The 17,091-nt window shown below is 36.0% G+C and carries 18 protein-coding genes and 2 pseudogenes; 5 read left to right on the top strand and 15 right to left on the bottom strand.

The genetic code is table 11. The features are described from left to right. Positions 1–122 precede the first annotated feature (122 nt). Positions 123–860: an SDR family NAD(P)-dependent oxidoreductase gene (locus LZ480_RS13840; RefSeq protein ID WP_241370120.1), complete on the bottom strand. Its 738-nt coding sequence runs from the start codon at positions 858–860 to the stop codon at positions 123–125. Between the two features lie 147 nt (positions 861–1,007). On the opposite strand from LZ480_RS13840, the gene LZ480_RS13835 reads away from it, so the two are divergent. The 3 genes from LZ480_RS13835 (at position 1,008) to LZ480_RS13825 (ending at position 3,320) form a co-directional block, all read left to right on the top strand. Next, positions 1,008–1,436 carry a HEAT repeat domain-containing protein gene (locus LZ480_RS13835; RefSeq protein ID WP_241370119.1) on the top strand — a complete coding sequence of 143 codons (429 nt, stop codon included), beginning with the start codon at positions 1,008–1,010 and terminating at the stop codon, positions 1,434–1,436. A 190-nt stretch (positions 1,437–1,626) separates the two neighbouring features. Further along, positions 1,627–2,313 carry a Dph6-related ATP pyrophosphatase gene (locus LZ480_RS13830; protein ID WP_241370118.1) on the top strand — a complete coding sequence of 229 codons (687 nt, stop codon included), beginning with the start codon at positions 1,627–1,629 and terminating at the stop codon, positions 2,311–2,313. Between the two features lie 167 nt (positions 2,314–2,480). Continuing rightward, positions 2,481–3,320, top strand: coding sequence for a YitT family protein (locus LZ480_RS13825; RefSeq protein ID WP_241370117.1), 840 nt, complete (start codon positions 2,481–2,483; stop codon positions 3,318–3,320). 383 nt (positions 3,321–3,703) lie between these two features. Here the strand turns inward: LZ480_RS13825 and LZ480_RS13820 are convergent, their stop codons facing one another. The 13 genes and pseudogenes from LZ480_RS13820 to LZ480_RS13760 all read right to left on the bottom strand — a co-directional run. Beyond that, positions 3,704–4,969, bottom strand: a complete 1,266-nt coding sequence (locus LZ480_RS13820; protein ID WP_241370116.1) for an erythromycin esterase family protein — start codon at positions 4,967–4,969, stop codon at positions 3,704–3,706. Between the two features lie 210 nt (positions 4,970–5,179). Continuing rightward, the gene (locus tag LZ480_RS13815) at positions 5,180–5,908 is read right to left on the bottom strand and encodes an ABC transporter permease (RefSeq protein ID WP_241370115.1); all 729 of its coding nucleotides are present in this window, start codon (positions 5,906–5,908) and stop codon (positions 5,180–5,182) included. Beyond that, positions 5,908–6,618, bottom strand: a complete 711-nt coding sequence (locus LZ480_RS13810; protein WP_241370114.1) for an ABC transporter permease — start codon at positions 6,616–6,618, stop codon at positions 5,908–5,910. Before LZ480_RS13810 ends, LZ480_RS13815 begins: the two co-directional genes overlap by 1 nt. Beyond that, positions 6,615–7,526, bottom strand: a complete 912-nt coding sequence (locus tag LZ480_RS13805; protein WP_241370113.1) for an ABC transporter ATP-binding protein — start codon at positions 7,524–7,526, stop codon at positions 6,615–6,617. The genes LZ480_RS13810 and LZ480_RS13805 overlap by 4 nt, the downstream gene beginning before the upstream one ends. Positions 7,527–7,664: 138 nt before the next feature. Continuing rightward, positions 7,665–9,047 carry a HAMP domain-containing sensor histidine kinase gene (locus LZ480_RS13800; protein ID WP_241370112.1) on the bottom strand — a complete coding sequence of 461 codons (1,383 nt, stop codon included), beginning with the start codon at positions 9,045–9,047 and terminating at the stop codon, positions 7,665–7,667. Then, positions 9,044–9,712 (bottom strand): response regulator transcription factor, encoded by a 669-nt coding sequence (locus LZ480_RS13795; protein WP_241370111.1) that lies wholly within the window; start codon positions 9,710–9,712, stop codon positions 9,044–9,046. Before LZ480_RS13795 ends, LZ480_RS13800 begins: the two co-directional genes overlap by 4 nt. 235 nt (positions 9,713–9,947) lie before the next feature. Beyond that, a pseudogene (locus LZ480_RS13790) lies at positions 9,948–10,139 on the bottom strand (hypothetical protein); the annotation flags it as partial. A 64-nt stretch (positions 10,140–10,203) separates the two neighbouring features. After that, entirely contained in the window at positions 10,204–10,851 is a 648-nt protein-coding gene (locus tag LZ480_RS13785; RefSeq protein WP_241370110.1) for a transmembrane-type terpene cyclase, read from the bottom strand. Positions 10,852–11,049: 198 nt separating this feature from the next. Further along, positions 11,050–11,619 (bottom strand): TetR family transcriptional regulator, encoded by a 570-nt coding sequence (locus tag LZ480_RS13780; RefSeq protein ID WP_241370109.1) that lies wholly within the window; start codon positions 11,617–11,619, stop codon positions 11,050–11,052. A gap of 124 nt (positions 11,620–11,743) precedes the next feature. Continuing rightward, positions 11,744–12,058 carry a DMT family transporter gene (locus LZ480_RS13775; protein ID WP_241370108.1) on the bottom strand — a complete coding sequence of 105 codons (315 nt, stop codon included), beginning with the start codon at positions 12,056–12,058 and terminating at the stop codon, positions 11,744–11,746. After that, a complete protein-coding gene (locus tag LZ480_RS13770) occupies positions 12,059–12,406 on the bottom strand; it encodes a DMT family transporter (RefSeq protein WP_241370107.1) in 348 nt (115 codons plus the stop codon). A 238-nt stretch (positions 12,407–12,644) separates the two neighbouring features. Then, the gene (locus LZ480_RS13765) at positions 12,645–12,947 is read right to left on the bottom strand and encodes an excinuclease (RefSeq protein ID WP_241370106.1); all 303 of its coding nucleotides are present in this window, start codon (positions 12,945–12,947) and stop codon (positions 12,645–12,647) included. A gap of 135 nt (positions 12,948–13,082) precedes the next feature. Continuing rightward, positions 13,083–13,184: pseudogene (locus tag LZ480_RS13760) on the bottom strand (HNH endonuclease); the annotation flags it as partial. A gap of 252 nt (positions 13,185–13,436) precedes the next feature. On the opposite strand from LZ480_RS13760, the gene LZ480_RS13755 reads away from it, so the two are divergent. Both LZ480_RS13755 and LZ480_RS13750 read left to right on the top strand, forming a co-directional pair. Continuing rightward, complete coding sequence (locus tag LZ480_RS13755; RefSeq protein ID WP_241370105.1) at positions 13,437–15,518, top strand: DUF2339 domain-containing protein; 2,082 nt, start codon at positions 13,437–13,439, stop codon at positions 15,516–15,518. 203 nt (positions 15,519–15,721) lie between these two features. Continuing rightward, positions 15,722–16,516, top strand: a complete 795-nt coding sequence (locus LZ480_RS13750) for a DUF2935 domain-containing protein (RefSeq protein WP_332844045.1) — start codon at positions 15,722–15,724, stop codon at positions 16,514–16,516. A 228-nt stretch (positions 16,517–16,744) separates the two neighbouring features. Here LZ480_RS13750 and LZ480_RS13745 read toward each other — a convergent pair whose 3' ends face one another. Beyond that, positions 16,745–17,017: a YqhV family protein gene (locus tag LZ480_RS13745; protein WP_241370103.1), complete on the bottom strand. Its 273-nt coding sequence runs from the start codon at positions 17,015–17,017 to the stop codon at positions 16,745–16,747. Positions 17,018–17,091: the final 74 nt, after the last annotated feature.

The raw sequence follows: 17,091 nt of genomic DNA, 5'->3' as shown, positions 1-17,091 counted from the left end.
ATGTCGTAGCTCGTACAGTAATCAAAATATTATAGGTGTACTAACATTTTTATTAGGTCGTTATCGATTACTTTTATTTTGACATACTGGCGAATTCCTTGTACTAGGAATTCGCCTTTCTACTACTCCGCATAAATCATCTTCTTCGTCATACCACCATCAATTGTTAAATTCGTACCTGAAACAAAATTATTTTCTGGATTCGCTAAATACAAACAGGCACGCGCAATATCCTCTGGTTTGCCTACACGGTTCGAAAAATGCTGGGAATGGTCCGACGGTTTTAGTCCCTCGTAGTCTCCCGTTTCAATCCACCCTGGAGAAATGCAGTTTACCGTTATATTTAACTCACTAAAAGAGCTTGCTAATGCATGCGTTAATGCAATAATGCCGCCTTTAGAAGCCGCATAACTTTCTGAATGCTGTTCGGACATAAATGCGCGCGTTGAAGCAACATTAATAATAGCCCCGCCACTTTGCATCAATTTTGCCGCTTCACGTGAGCATAAAAATACGCTACGTAAATTCGTCTGGATAATGTCGTCCCAATCGTCTAATGATAATTCTAGTGGAGAAATCCATTTTGATTTCCCAACATTATTAATTAAAATATGAAGCCTACCATAACGATTTGCTGCCATCTCCATCGTTTGACGCACATTTTCCTCACTACGCACATCCGTTTGCATAAAAATGGCAGAGTACCCTTCAGTTAATAGCTCCCCTGCTAATTGAAAACCTAGGTCATTTTCGATATCTGCAATGACAACATTTGCACCAGCTTTTGCAAAGTGAATCGCAACCGACCGACCAATTCCTTGAGCTGCCCCTGTAATAACAACAGTTTTATTTTGAAACATTTTATTTCCCTCCCGCTCTTCATACATTTTAATTGTACAAGTACCCAGCACCCAAATACATCGCTTTTTCCACCAAGACAACGTATAATGAAAAAATCAGAAGAAGAATTCCATTTTTCCTCTAGTTAAAAAAAGAGGTGCTATTATTTGAAAACATTTGAAAAAGAATTACCTGAACAATATGAAGCATTAAAGAAACAAGCCAATTATACTTCTAGCTGGCGCGAGCGTTTAGCCGCGGTTGAAACATTATCAGCTTATCGACATGAAAAAGTGATCGATTTATTAAATAACCGAATGAAAAATGATACGGTTTACACGGTGCAAACAGCAGCTTACAATGCTCTTGTATCGTTTGGTGAAAACGTGGAAAAACCTAAACCTGCGCGTTTTGATATTATTAAAGGGACAGATAAAATTTTCCTACGTGTGAAAAAAAGCTTACCAAAGGAACACACCGTTGCAGAGTTTGCTGAAAAGCTAAAACGTATGCGCTTAGATGTATTTGATGCATATGAAGGCGACAAAGGTGAGCAATTTATGACTTGGCTAGAGGAACGCTGGGCTAAGCTGTAATTAGTCATTTCATATTTTTTATAGGAAACCATTCTCTCCGATATGTGGAGAGGATGGGTTTTTTCTAGATTGACGCCCAAAAAGGCTAATTTACTTTACAATAGTCATTGGGCAAGGAGCTATTTTTGCATGCTTCATTCAACATAAGAGGTTCTTTTGTTCATTCGCTATATAAAAGGAGATACATAGGATGGGAAATTTAAAAGATTGGAAAACTGGTGCTGATGGTCAAAAGTTTGTTGCCTCCTTTAGCGGTGGTAAAGATAGTACACTCGCTTTATACGAGGCCATGAAAACCGGGCAAGCAGTAGGTTTAATTACCGTACTTGAGGAAGATGGGACACGCTCTCGCTCACATGGTATGACCGTAAACTTTATAAAAGCACAAGCCGAGTCTATTGACTTGCCTATTCATTTTGCAGCAGCAAGCTGGGCAAACTACGAAGCGACGTTTATTGAGATGCTAAATAAAATGAAGAATTTAGGAGCAGATGCACTTGTTACAGGCGATCTTGATATGCCTGAGCACGGCTGCTGGCATGAAAAAGTTGCAAACATCGCAAACTTAAAACTCGGAATGCCTTTATGGCAAGCTGACCATTCAGAAGTTGTTGAACGCTTCATTAATTTAGGTTTTAAAACGATCATAACTACCGTTAACTTAACACTAGGTATGCGAGAAGATGATTTAGGGAAAGTATTAACACATGAGTATGTGCAGGAGCTAAAATCTCGAGGCATAGATCCTTCAGGTGAAGGTGGCGAGTTTCATACAACAGTTATTGATGGGCCCATCTTTAGACAGCCCATTTCTTATCAATCGAGCAAAATTATTCGGGAAGACAACTTTGCGTTTTTACCGCTCATATTAATTTGAACATTCGTTTGATTAATAGCTCTTTGCATGCTATAAAATTGCGGGCACATTGAGTTAATCAAAAAACTGATGGCGTTATCCAATTCCATAGCAATACGATAAAATGGTTCACCATTGAAACAATTTCAACTATGGAAAAAATTTAGTTACAAACGGTGGAGTGAAAAATGAAAAAATTTACAATTGATATTCTTATTATAATGATTGGGGCATTCCTCTTTGCACTTGCTATCAACTTATTCGTTATTCCACACGATTTAGGTGAAGGCGGCGTAACAGGTGTAACGATTATTCTTTATTATGTAATGGGATGGTCTCCTGGTCTTGTCAGCTTTGTAATCAATGCCGCCCTATTAATTATGGGCTATCGATTCCTCAATAGGCAAACTACAATTTATACAATTATCGCAGTAACCTTCAATTCAATTTTCTTACATTTAACAGAATCTTGGTCAATTCAATCAGATGAAATTATGATTAATGCTATTTTTGGTGGGGTTTTTGTTGGTGTTGGGATTGGATTAATAATCCGCGTCGGTGGTACGACTGCTGGCACGACCATTTTAGCGAGAATAGCGAATAAATTCCTTGGCTGGAATATTAGCTACGCGCTACTTTTTTTCGATCTAATCGTTGCCTTTTCATCTTATTTCATTATCGGCGCAGAAGCACTCATGCTTACGATTATGATGCTTTACATTGGAACGAAGGTTATGGAATTCGTGATTGAAGGAGTGAATCCTCAAAAAGCGGTGACAATCATTTCAAAAAATCCGAATGCCATCGCGGATCAAGTAAGCTTTAAAATGAATCGTGGAGTAACTGTCCTATCTGGGCACGGCTATTATACGAAGGAACAAAAGGAAATTTTATATATCGTTATTAGCAGACAAGAAGTCATTAAGCTAAAAAATATTGTAAAAGCGGTAGATAAGGATGCCTTTATTACAATCCATGATGTACGAGATGTGTTTGGAAAGGGCTTTATCGAGCTATCAAAGTCTTAATAAGAACAGGCGGTCAAATAACATCAACACCGTCCATAAAGTCTGAACGGTGTTGATGTTATTTCCTCTGAACTACTTAAGAAGGAAAAACGCTCACTTGAAGAAACATTTACAAGGGTGTTGCCAAGAATTTTATTGGCGATTTAGAAGAACGTTTAAGAAAATATCAAAATAATTATTTGTTAGCAGTGGATTATTATTAAAAAGCAAAATCCTTTAAAAATTGCTCATCATATTCAACGCTTATAATGATTGGCCATTCATATTAATAGCCTCCTTCATTACAGCAATCTAGGACTTATACGTATGCTATATCATGCAAGTACTTTGGTTTACCTATACTTCATTATCGTTCTAAGATTCCTGCACCGGATACACAAGATTTAATCAATAACCGTCGTTGGTGTCGCCTCTTTCACAATTATTAAGCTATCATAAGATTCATTTGGTATCATTTTAATCGTATAAAACATCTTCGTGAACTTATACCACGAACGGAAATCATCGCCTATATTCGCCATCTTCTGTTCAGTCGAGAGAATAGTTGCTAACTCTTTTGATGCACTAGCTTTTTTAAAATCTACGTAAAATACATTTTCCTCTACATCACTAAAGGCATCTACTAAATCATCATGATGCTCCAGTGTATAGTTTTCACGTTCACCTGAACTACCGTTTAACGCCTGGAATGTATTATCGATAAAATCCGTTCCAATCGCAAAATATGCATCTCCGTAAATTTCATCTAAATAATCTCCCATTGCTTTGTAGCCTGCTAATGATGCGGAAGTTTTTTCAATATGCCCATTATGTGCAGAAATCAGCACTTTATCGTGCCCGCGCCCCGCTTCAAATTCAACAATCCATTGCAGGTTTTCTGCCAAATATTGATCTCGTAAAGTGGCATACTCGCTATCATTTAAAAACAGCTGAGTACGTTGCTTCATGATTTGTGCATATTGTGAAGCCATAGCAAATGTTTCTTCCGATGAGCGTGTAATATATGCTGTGCTATTTGATTGCAAATCTAAAATAATTGAATCCATTGTTGCATCCAACGCTTTCAGTTGGCTGTTTGTTAATTCACGCATTGTCTCATTGGAAACATGCTCCAGCTGCGTTGTATATTCTTTTACCACATCGCTGTTTACTTCTTTATAATAATCTAGCAACCCTTTTTTACTGTAGTCATAGCGTTGCATATCGTTGCCGTAAAAATAAATCTTCTCATTCTCATCTACCGTCCTATTATAATCATGCATCCATTGCACCAGCTCTATCATCTGCTCTGTTCGGTAAATTTGATAATCAAGGGTATTTACAGCCTCTTCTGCTGTACCGTTACCCGTTAATATAAACTGATTAATTTGCTGAGCACCACCAAAGTCACCCTCTAATACAAAGACATGAACATTCTCATTCACAACTAATGCTTGAAATAGATCCTTTTTCAATTCTTGAAATTCAATATTACCGTGTGTTGCTTCTCCAAAGCCAATGACTTTAACATCATTTGGAATATCAATATTTTCTATTTTCGATGTATATTGAGCTACATCTTCTACCGCTTCCCCACTTCCACACCCTGCTAGGAAAACAGAAAGGGCAATCGATGTCGTTACAAACCAAGTTTTTTTCAATAAATTCATATAACATCCTCCTCACAAAAATCAATTACGCCTCGGCGTAATTGCGTCCAGATTTTTTTCGAGCCTGCTCGAAAAGCTCCCCTTAAAAATCTGTGACATCCGCCGGGGCTTTAACTTGATTCAGCCTGGGTTTAACCCCCAACTAAATAAAAATTGCATATTTGGCATTCATCTCCCATTTATATAAATAGGGACTTCTGCTGAAACAAGTTAAACAGCTTTTCGCTGGAAGTACAAATAGCCTCCAATGAAAAACAACATAAAACTACCACCTACAACCGTAACTAATTGATCCCATGGTACAAAAAATACTTCCCCTGTGCTTCCACCTATATTCATCATAAAAAAAGGTTGCACCCACGGATAGTAAGGGCCAAATTGTTCAGAATTCGCAACTATTATAGCTGGCAAGGTAAAAATTACATTTACTGCAAACGGAGCAGCAAAGCTTTTAAACATCACTGACATCCACAATTGCAATGCAACTAATGGAAATGTCGCTACCCATCCTCCAAAAATGCTTTTCCAAACGATTTCCATTGGGAAAGGATCTGTATAACCTTTTATCATACCTACTGCATATATAGAAATTAAATATAATAATTGCATCGCCAAGATTAGCAACATGATTAATACATACTTCGCGACAAATACTCTTCCCCTTGTTACAGGCAATGCTAAAAGTTGTTTCCAACCACCAGCTTGGTGCTCATATCTACAAATGAGGCTTGCAAAGATCCCCGAAATAAGTGGTAGAAACAATAATGAATATGTTAAATTCATTGAAAGTAATGCAATATACCATTTATTCACATCGAAATCATCCTCGAAACCGACCGATAATCCTATAATTAGACCGATCATCGGACCCGTTAGAATAAGCGGTATCATTTTAGACTTCCTTAATTTGTACCATTCAGAATGTAGTATAGCTCGCATTATTTCACATCCCTTCTCGTGAAATCGATCATTCCAACGATATATAATAGAATACCTACACCTATACCTAGTGCAACATTGATGATTGGTTCATTCCATTCATTCATTAATGTTGGCCACTTCCAAATCATCCAATCTGGCAATTTATATGCTGAAAATGCAAATATCACACCAAAGACCCCGGTAGTAATAGGTATGGCTTGATTTTGACTAACAGTCGCAATCCAAAGCTGCAATGCTAATACTGGTAATGACGCTAAAAATGGATAATAACTAGACTGGACTAGCTCCATATAAGGAATATTCGCTCCCAAATCTAAAAACAATCCGTAAGCAAATGTTAAAAATAACAGTAGCGAAGAAGAAACAAACAATAATATGGTTAGCACTGTAAATTTTGATAAATACACTGTCATTTTTGATACAGGCAAAGCAATTAATTGCTTCCATGCATTTGTTTCATTTTCAATACTCGCCATGAAAGATGTTAATATGGCAACCCCTAAAATAAGCGCAAGTGGGGTAAAAGAATGTACATTCCCTAAATAATAGCCCCAATCATCTTCACTTTGTTGTAACAAATAGTCTTTTCTTAATCCGTAATTGACCGTTTGTAGCGCCACTACACCAAAAGGTCCTAAAGCTGTTAATAACCACAATCCCTTTCGTTTAATTTTTAAGAAGTCAGATGACAAAAGATTGCCTATCATATCGCTTGCACTCCCGCCGTCATTTGAAGGAATATATCCTCCAATGATTGTTTTTCTTCTTCTACGCGATAAACAGAAAAGCCGTCCTGCACAAGAATTTGAACGATTTGCGCTACTTTTTCATCGGAGCATTCATCTAATACAATTTGTCCTTCTTTGCATTCTGCTTTTATGCCATTCGCCACTAACGAACGCCAGGCTTGCTCACTATTATTCACCTTGAATATAACTTTTGGCTGTGCATGCATACGCATTGCTTCAATTGAATCTTGAAAAATCATTTTCCCTTTCGAAACAATGCCAACTGTTGTCGCCATTTGATCAATTTCAGACAACAAATGACTCGAAATAACAACCGTCATCCCATATTCAGAAGGAAGGCGTTTTATTAAATTTCGAATTTCAATAATCCCAGATGGATCAAGTCCATTTGTTGGTTCATCTAATATTAATAATTCTGGATTGTGTAAAAGAGACGCGGCAATGCCTAGACGCTGCTTCATACCAAGCGAGAATCCTTTAACTTTTTTATTGGCTGCCTCTGTTAAACGAACAATTTCTAACACTTCATCGATGCGCGATTTTGGCACACCTAATATTTTTCGTAGAGCTTCTAAATTTTCGTAAGCTGTTAAATGCGGGTAATAGGATGGGTTTTCAACCAACGAACCAATTTTCGATAATATTTTGATTCGATCCTTCGTTACATCCTTTTGGAAAATTTTAATTTTTCCAGATGTTGGTTTCATTAATCCTAAAAGCATACGAATTGTCGTTGTTTTCCCTGCACCATTTGGGCCTAAAAATCCGTAAATTTCCCCTTTACGAATTTTTAAATCTAACCCTGATACAGCCTGCTCTTTACCAAACTGTTTTGATAAATTTTCTGTTTGTACGATATATTCCATTTCCCTCACCTCTTTATTTAGCATAAAGTACCAAGTTTAAATGCAGGTACGTACGAAGTTTAAATTTTGTTTAAATTGCTTCAGCAGAAGCAATTTAAAGCCCCCGGCATAATTGATAAAAAGAAGCCGTCCGAAAAATCATTCGGACAGCTTCTTACGTCGTATAATTTTAATCATTGTGCCGGACTCACTTGATGTGATATCCCAATCTAGCTCCATACCCTTCACCATAATATCTACTATAGATAAACCAATCCCTGCGCCTTTTGCATTGGATTCATTGTTCATTCCTTTTCCGCAATCCGAAATGACGAATGCATCGTAGTATTTCGTTGATTCTGTTTTAACACCAATATATTGCCCACTACTTGCATGCCGTAATACATTTTGAAAGAAATTATCAAATATACGACCTAACCAAAGCGAATCAACTAGCCAGTTATTATCCTCGAATGAATGTAACTCTACGTCTATTTCAAAACCTTCTTTTTCAAAAACAGGATACCACGTAGTCATGTGCTCTCGTGCAAATCGAATAACATTAGTTTCCTTTGGTTCAAATTTATATTTACTAGCCATGAGTAACGTATACGACATTAAATTTTCCATTAATCCGTCAATATTAACAATCGACGTTTCCAAAGCTTTCACAGCATATTTGCCTTCATCTGATAATTTCTCTTTACTAATGGAATAAGTTTGTGCCCGTACTTTCGTCAAAGGCGTACGTAAATCATGAGAAAGATTAGCAATTAATTCCCTCCGTAATTGTTCTTCCTTTTGCTCACGGTTTTTACTTTCCCTAAGCTCACACACCATGCGATTAAAGCTTTGTTCAAGTTGCCCAATCTCATCCTTCTTTTTCACATCCATCCCAATAGGTAACCCGTCTACATCACGAATTTCCATCGCTTCCTGAAGCTTTAATAAACGTTTACGAATTCCTCTAAAAAATAAAAAAGATACACTGATAAAAAATATAATGATACAAATAACACCTAAAAATACAATGGTCCCATATTGCTGATAAACATTTCTAATCGGTGGATTCAATACCGATCTAGGAATTTCAAAAACAATAAAACCATTCGTTTCATCATCTCCTAGATATGCAATAACGGTAAAAGGATCCCCGTCATATCGCTCTTTTATAAACTTAGTCGTAAATGCAGGTGTCCATTGTGCTGGAAGCTGCTCTTTCACATTGACTTCTGTTAGTAATGTCCCCTTCTCACTTACCCAAAACATGGCGGCTTCGGGGTATTTTTGCTGCCAGTCTTCAAATAATTGTTCGATTACTTCTATTTTAATAGCTTTTATTTTATTTGCTTCAGCATGCCATTGTTCCTCAATCACATTTTCATTGTAGTCTTCGCCATATTGAATATTATTATTACTTTCCTCTTTTTGAGCAATCCCCATTACAAATAAAGCAGGAATAAAGTACGCTATTTGAACAATAGACATTGCCAGTAAAATAATAAGCATATACTTCGCTAATAATGATCGGAAAATTCTCATAGTTTTACCCTATAGCCAATGCCGCGTATTGTTTCAATAATCAGTGGCTTAGCTGGATTTAATTCTATTTTTTCTCTTAAATATCTTATATGGACCATTAATGTTTTATCACCTTCTATGTAAGCCTCTTCCCAAACCCCTTCATATAGCTGTTCCTTTGTTAGTATTTGATTTAAATGACGAATAAAATATTGAAATAAATAAAACTGCTTGCTTGTTAATTGAATTTCTTCATTAGCAATACTGTCCATTATTCGCATCTCTTTTGTATGTATTTTTAAGTGCTGAAGGTCTATTATATCGTCATTCTTTTGATATCTCCTTAGTAATACTTCTACACGCGCTACTAGTTCATCCGGATGGAAAGGCTTTGTTAAATAATCATCCGCAAAGTTTAGACCCTCAATTTTGTCCTCCACTGCTGTGCGTGCGGAAAGCATTATAATAGGTAATTCATTATTTTCCCTCTTGATTCTTTTCCCGATCGAAAAGCCATCTAAGCCAGGTAGCATAACATCCAAAATGACAACATCGGCAGAACCTATGTAATGCTCAATACCCTCACCAGACTCTAGCCATCGCACCTCAAATCCTCTTTCTGTTAACTCCTTCGTCACCCATTGCCCGATTTCTTTTTCATCCTCTATGTATAAAATACGAAACAACTGCTACCATCTCCTATATTCAATTCATTTGGAAATATCCATTTTGAATTATTATACATTTAAGTAAAAAAGCACTCAATCTATAATACTTTATTTAATATTTATTTAGGCAGGCATGTTTTTAATAATCAAAAAAACTACGTTCAAAGCCCGATAATTTGAGCTATAACGTAGCTTATCTATTTTGTTAAATAACTTTGGCTAGTGCACAAACAATACTTTTTTTGGTCTCGCTCAGCTCCTCAGCATAAAGATTAAATACCTTATTTTTCTGCTCATCATCTAATACGCTATCAAATTCATCGAGCACAATATAGCCTGATGAAGTGGCTAAGTTTTGCAGTAACGCGAGTGCAAATAGAAGTGAGCTTAGTGATTCCTCCCCTCCTGATACACCTAGTCCCACCTTTCTACTACGAGCCTTCATGCCACGGAATGAAGCAAACCATTTACGTATAACGAGCTTAGATTACTTAGACCGACTAGTGCTTCTAGCTGGTCCTTAAATTAATATGAGAAGAATTTTTTCTAATTAACTTGTAAACTAAGCCTATATAAATCCAATCATATATAAGAATTGCGACAGAAATCATCGTAATTAAGCTTGCTTTGAAATACATATAGGAAGCAATAGAAATACATAAGGTACCTAGCATTTTAAAAATAGCAATTGCTAAAGATTGCCCCTTCAAATTTCCTCTCCATAATAGCAAAGAAATAAACAGACCCGACATCATTAAGTTTTGCGAAAAAGCAACGTACTTCCCTTCAAAATCATTTATCTCATGTGTGATCATTAATATTATGCAAAAACTAATGCCTAGTGTTATAAAGAAAGAGGAATAAAAAAGCTTCCCTGAAAGGTATTTTTTAAATTCCTTTCGCCCATATGTTAAATATTGCATTAGTATAACAATATCCAAGGCAAACCAAATCATCGTAATTTTCCGTTGTATATCATTGATTGGGTAAATGAATGCAAAAATGAATTCCCATGAAATATTTGCACAAATTGCAACCATTGGCATACCATATGCCCGATCTCGAAATCCCTGCATTATTATAAGTATGTACGTCATAATCCAAAATAGTGCCATCCCCAATTGCAACACGAATAACCAATTAATTTGATGCGCCAATTACACCATCCTTCTCATTAGTAAAAACCGTGCTCGTTTCTGACACTATATGAGCAGATAGATATTCCTTATTCAAATTTTGTTAATTGCTTTCATGTCAGCCTGTACTTAAGGGATGGGATGGGATTGAACTTGTACATATGATCAAATCTAAATAAATAAGTATTTCCAATCAAAGTAAATAGAAAAAAGTGCATTTTATTTCAATGCACTTTTAGTAAATTCAACTAATTCTTTATATTGGGCTTCAATTTCATCTTGTGAGGGTGAATCATATAAATATAATTGTTCTGCAGTAGATTCTATTAAGCCAATTAAAATACGTGATGTACGCGAGCAATTAATATTCTCTCGGATTTCTCCTTTTTCACTCGATTGTTGTAAGAACGTACACATCCAATCATAAAATGGCGAATAAATAGATTCCCATTGCTTTAAATGCTCACTTTGTGCTAATCCAGCATACAACATTGCAAATATTTCCTTCTTGCTATCGGTAATACGAAAAACAGCACTTACTAAATCTTCAATTTTCTTGTCTAGATCATCTGCTAAATTGATACTTGAATGGATTTCTTTCATAATCTCTTCAACAGCAAATTTTGCAATTTCTGGCATGACAGAAAACTTCGATGGAAAATATAAATAAAAAGTACCTTGAGCTATACCGGCAGCTCGAACAATATCCGATATCTTCGTATTTTCCACACCTTTAATTGAAAATTGCTCAATTGTGGCTTCAATTATTTTTTGTTTTTTATCCAACATTGTCTCACCTCAAATTGTTGAATGAAATTCATTCATAATAGCCTTTATCATAACGAATTTTATCAAAAAGAACAATATTGAGTAATTCCATAAATAAGCAAAAAAATGTATTTTCTATGACTCATTACGAAACGTATTTGAGTCCAGAAACACCGACTACGATGACTAACACGGCAACAAATCGACCAATACTTTTAGATTCACCGAAAAATATCATATTAATAATGACGGCTGCGGTTGTTCCGATTCCGATCCATACGGCATAAGCAACACTCACTTGCAAATAGTCAAATGAGGCATATAAAAAATAAAAGGCACCGCCAAACCCTGAGACAAGTATCATTGCATTCATTAAATTTTTTGTTGTACTATATTTCTTCAGTCCAATTACGCCAATCGTTTCTAAAATGGCTGCAAGAATTACAAATAACCATCCCATTTAAGCTGCCTCCTTTTGTTGTTTCTGCTCAGATAATGTATCTGCGATGTTTAACATCATTACACCAATTACAATGACACAAATGAACACAACTTTAATAGGCGTAAATGTATGGTTGAATAAATAGACATCCATTAACGCTGTCCCCACTGTTCCCGCCGCAGCAAAAACCGCATATACCGTTCCTGTTGGTAACCCTTCACATGCCTTTGCTAAAAACCAAAAATCAACGGCAATAATTGGAATAATGATCGCCCAATGCCACCATGTACTCGCTACATTAAAACCAAAAATCCATAACAACTCACACAAACTTGTCAAAATAACAAATATCCATGATTTATTCATCTTTTTCCTCCTCATATATAAGAAAGTTTATTAACCAAATAAAATGAATGACATTCATTCACAATTTAACATACAATAAAAATAAAATCAAATACATTTCATAACGCGTCGGAAGTAAAAACAATTAAGCCGCGCATCCTAATTCGTTGCGCGGCTTGTTTATGATTGTTAATTAATCCCGTTCAGTAAATCGCTTTCGAGCCCTTCATCATTTTTATAGATAACCACATCGCACATCTTAGCCTTCCACGTAATTCGCTTCTAGTAAACGTGCAATTTCCATCGTTTTCTCTAAAACGACTGGATGTGAAACCGCTACATAAATTTCACCTTCAAAAAAACGAAACGGGATTTTTACATTTTCTAATTGCCACATGAAAAAGTGACCTTTAATCTTCATATGTACACCGTCTTGACTTGCACCAAAGGAATCATGGTACTCAAAATCCGATTTTGTCGCGAAGAAGCTTTGGCATTCTTCTAAGCTTAACGTTGGATTTCCTTCTTCATCTAGACGTGTAATTTTATATCGTGTATTCATCAAACAAGCTCCTTTTAAAACCTTACTGTCGTTTTATTATAATTGGTTGTATTTGTTTAGGCAAAAGAGAGCATTTAGTTGAAATGAAGCAAAATGAACCTACCAATCTGTCCCTCTTGTCTTTATGTGTAGCGTTTAACCGAAATGAAGTTCTCGGTGGCAATTAGGACAAACAGCCATTGCATTTTCCACTGTATCTTCGCCACCGTCTGCCAACCTTTTAATATGGTGGACTTCTAAGTAAGGTGTCCCATCTGAAGCCCGTTTAAATCTTTTCCTAAGCCACTGTCTCCATGTTTAGCCATTTACGTAACAACTCCTATAATTACTTAATTACTATTTATTTCACTTTATTATATCAATTACACCTCGGCGTAATCGATACAATACTAAAGAGGGCATTTTCAGAAGACGTTTTACATACGTTGAACTAAAATGGAAAATTACACTATTCGAGTGACATTACTTTCATTGAAAGAGGTGAATTTTATGGAAAATGACTCAAAGTTGCTAGAACGAATTGCTACACTGGAACGAGAACTCCACACATTGCGTACAGAAGTCCAGCATTTAAAAGAGCATGTAAGGCTCGAGCAAATTGTACCTATTAAAAAAGAGGTAGCAAAAACAATCGTTCTACCAAAACAGCCCGTCCAAAAAGAAACATCTATAGTCCAAGAAAAAAATGCTCCTAAAAAGGAAAAACGCTCACTTGAAGAAACGTTTACAAGGGCATTGCCAAGAATTTTTATGGTCATTTTAGTGCTCGGTGTTCTGTGGGGCTTGAAGCTTGTGAGCGATTACGGCTTTTTATCAGACAGTATAAAAATAATCGGTGGTTTTGCCTTATCAATTGGTCTCGGTATATGTGCGTTTATGATGGAGAAAAGGCAAAAAGGATCACGCGTTGTCGCCTTATCGCTCTATGGTGGTGCATTCATTGTCGGAATTTTAGTGACGGCGGCTGGTGCCATTTTATATGACGTCCTTAATCTATACGTTGCACTTATTATCGCAATTGTCTACATTGCGTATGGGGTTTGGATTAGTTATGTAAAAGGAAATGAAGCATTAACCACTCTCGTTATATTTACCTCATTATTACTACCATATCTACTCGAATATATGAAATTTAGCGCATTGATTATCGGTGTTTTCATCGTGCTACTCTTCGCTGTTGTGCAAGTTGTTATTTGGAAGCATACACAACGCAAAGCACTCTATATCGGGATGGCTTTTTCGATTTTGGCATTTGGGATCGTTTTTATATTCCATAGCGAGCAAAACGTCTTTTTCGCACTCGCAGTAGTTACGTTATATACCGTCTTTTTAGGAAGCTTTTTACGCTTATATTCTAGTAAAAGTAAGAAAAATGCTAGTATGCTATTTAGCTTTACGATCATTATTTTATCACTAATAAACGTGATGCTTTTACAAAAAGAGGTCACCCTGCTTATGGTGCTCGTTCTCTTACTTGGGATTTTAGCAAGTTCTGTATACATCGTATTTAAACGCGAGGACCGATTATTAATCGACATGTTCGGTACATTATTTATCATCACAATACTAAACTTTATTGCACAGCTCAATATTTCAAGTGAGGTCATGTTACTTTTAATGATTACTGTGTCATTTGCAGGGATGCTCCTTGCATTGAAACATACGATCGTAGTCATGAAATATTTGCAAGGTATTACATTTTCGATCCTTTCATTTCTCATTCTTGTGTTTTATACAGTTCAGCCATTTTTCTCTATAGAGCATTTGACGATTGTGGTCGTCACGATCATGCTCTTCGTATTATACTGGATACTTCGCCACTATGAGCATTCACCGATTGAAGACAAAAAATGGCTGATCGGTTTAGAGGATGTTTACCCATGTCTCTTATATGTGGTCGCCCTTCTTTACATTTGGAAATTGGATTGGACATATATGCCACTTCAATTTACTTCATACTTCCTATTTAGTGCGATTGCGATTGGTCTTGCACTGACTCTTATCGGAAATCGTACAATAATCGGTAGGTTGCTTCCTGTCCTTGCTACGGGGATTTACGGATTTGCAGCACTCGTTTTAATGTCAACAGTATGGATTGATGAACGGGCAATTACAGTCGCATTCATCATGCGCATTCTATATATAGCGATTTATTGGTTTGTTATTGCAGATTTATGGGGGCATGGTAGAATTCACAAAAATTACGAACCTCTTTCCGTTCGTTATACAGAGCAATTCACGTTTGTCGGAATGATTATTTCGATTATTTGGCTCATTAATTTTACACACTTTATGAATTTTAATGAGCTAATTAATTGGAGCACAGCTGTAATTCTTAATACTGTTTCGATTTTTATTATTGCTTGTTTAGCACTCTTTTTAGCAGCAAAACGAAGCTACCGACAGCTAAAATTAACCGGCATTATCCTACTATTTTCTGGGATAATTAAAATGATTTTCTTCGATTTATCCGAACTTGATATTCTTATCCGTTCGATTTTATTTATTTTAATCGGTGCAATCGGGCTTGTGATTTCAAATAAGCTTTTAGGAAAAGGAAAAACCGATTAAGTGCATGTTTTAAAGTAGCCTTGACAAATTCGTTAGGGCTATTTTTTTATAACAAATAAATATATAGCGAACTACATACTCTAGCCATGTTGCATATCCTTCTGCCGCATCGCTGTTCACTTCGTTATAACATTTTTTTACTTGAGCATGAATCTAAAATCCCTCGAATACACTATGCAATGATTACTAATATTTGAGGAGGGATAGTAATTCCTACATTTGTGACACAATCCTTAGAGGAAATACGATTTTGGTCTAGAATAATGAAGGAACATGCTTTCTTTTTAAGTCTTGGGTTCACCGCTGATCAAACGGAGCTCATAAATGAAGCCAAATATTTTATCCCTGTATTTGAACAAATTGAAGAGCAAGCTTATCAATATAACGAACAAACAGATCCCCAAGTCATTAAGCAATTTAACATGCAGGTGTACCAAGCGACCACGTATATTTGGGCTTATAAACGAAAAGTGCTCGGATTAATTTTAAGCTGTAAAATCGTTAGTAACAATATGCCGTTATTAGTCGATCATACAAGTCGGGAAGCTTATTATTTTGCGAAACGATTACAAGAGTTAAACGAAGGCAAATTAATCCCTTTACCTGAAGCCATTATTAAAGAAAATGTGTTTTTCCTAAAAATTATGGCCGATCATTCGAAATTTATCGGTCACTTAATGGATCCTTCCGAACGAAAATTAGTCGATCAAGCACGTGAATTTAGCAATGATTTCGACCAACTACTATTCCAAGCGCAAGATTTAGATCATATGCGTCCTCAATCTGAAACACCTTCACTTTTAGATCAATTTCTCGATCAAAATCGCGTATCTGTTGTGGCATTACGTGATTTCAAAAAAACGGCGAGAGATTTAATTGAAGCTTGTCGCATAAAAAGTAATATTCCAGCACTTCTCGCAGACCATGTATACCGCGAAGCCGACCATTTCCTTCATATTATCGATGCATTTGAAGACCACCTTACTTCCCTAAAATAGGTAAATTCCCATATCCAATAGTACAAAACATTGAGCCAATTTCCACTTTAACACCTAATAAAAAGGCATTCGCGCTAAGACGGAATGCCTTTTTAAGTTTGTCCTTTCAATATGACAAAGGTCAATTAGCCTAAATCACATTGATTTCATTCACTACAATTCAAAACCTATATTGCCGCTGATTTGGTCCCTGTTTTAAATATATAAACAATTAAAAGTTCAACATTCTCATTCAGCTCTCAAACTAAAAAGAATTAAGGAAATCCCACAAAACAGACATATTATTCTTAGCACAGAAATTTTTTCAGCTAGTCCAAATAATGCGATTCCTGTCGTAACAATTAAAACAACTGGGCCCACTAACGCAAGTAATGTATTTATATAAAAGGCCTTTTCTAAGTCATTGAACTTAAACATTAATGCAGCAGCCGTTAATTCTATACTTCCTGAAAAAAGCCTTAATAAAATGATAATAAGAAGTGCCTTTTCAATAACTACCACATCCCTCGCTAATATTCATACCTTACATATGCAACGCCAAGAACTAGTTAATTTTTGAAAGACTTTAGGTAAAT

Source organism: Solibacillus palustris, assembly GCF_022549215.1.
GTDB lineage: Bacteria > Bacillota > Bacilli > Bacillales_A > Planococcaceae > Solibacillus > Solibacillus daqui.
The sequence above is the reverse complement of the archived record's forward strand: the minus strand, read 5'-3'. Positions and strand labels throughout refer to the sequence as shown.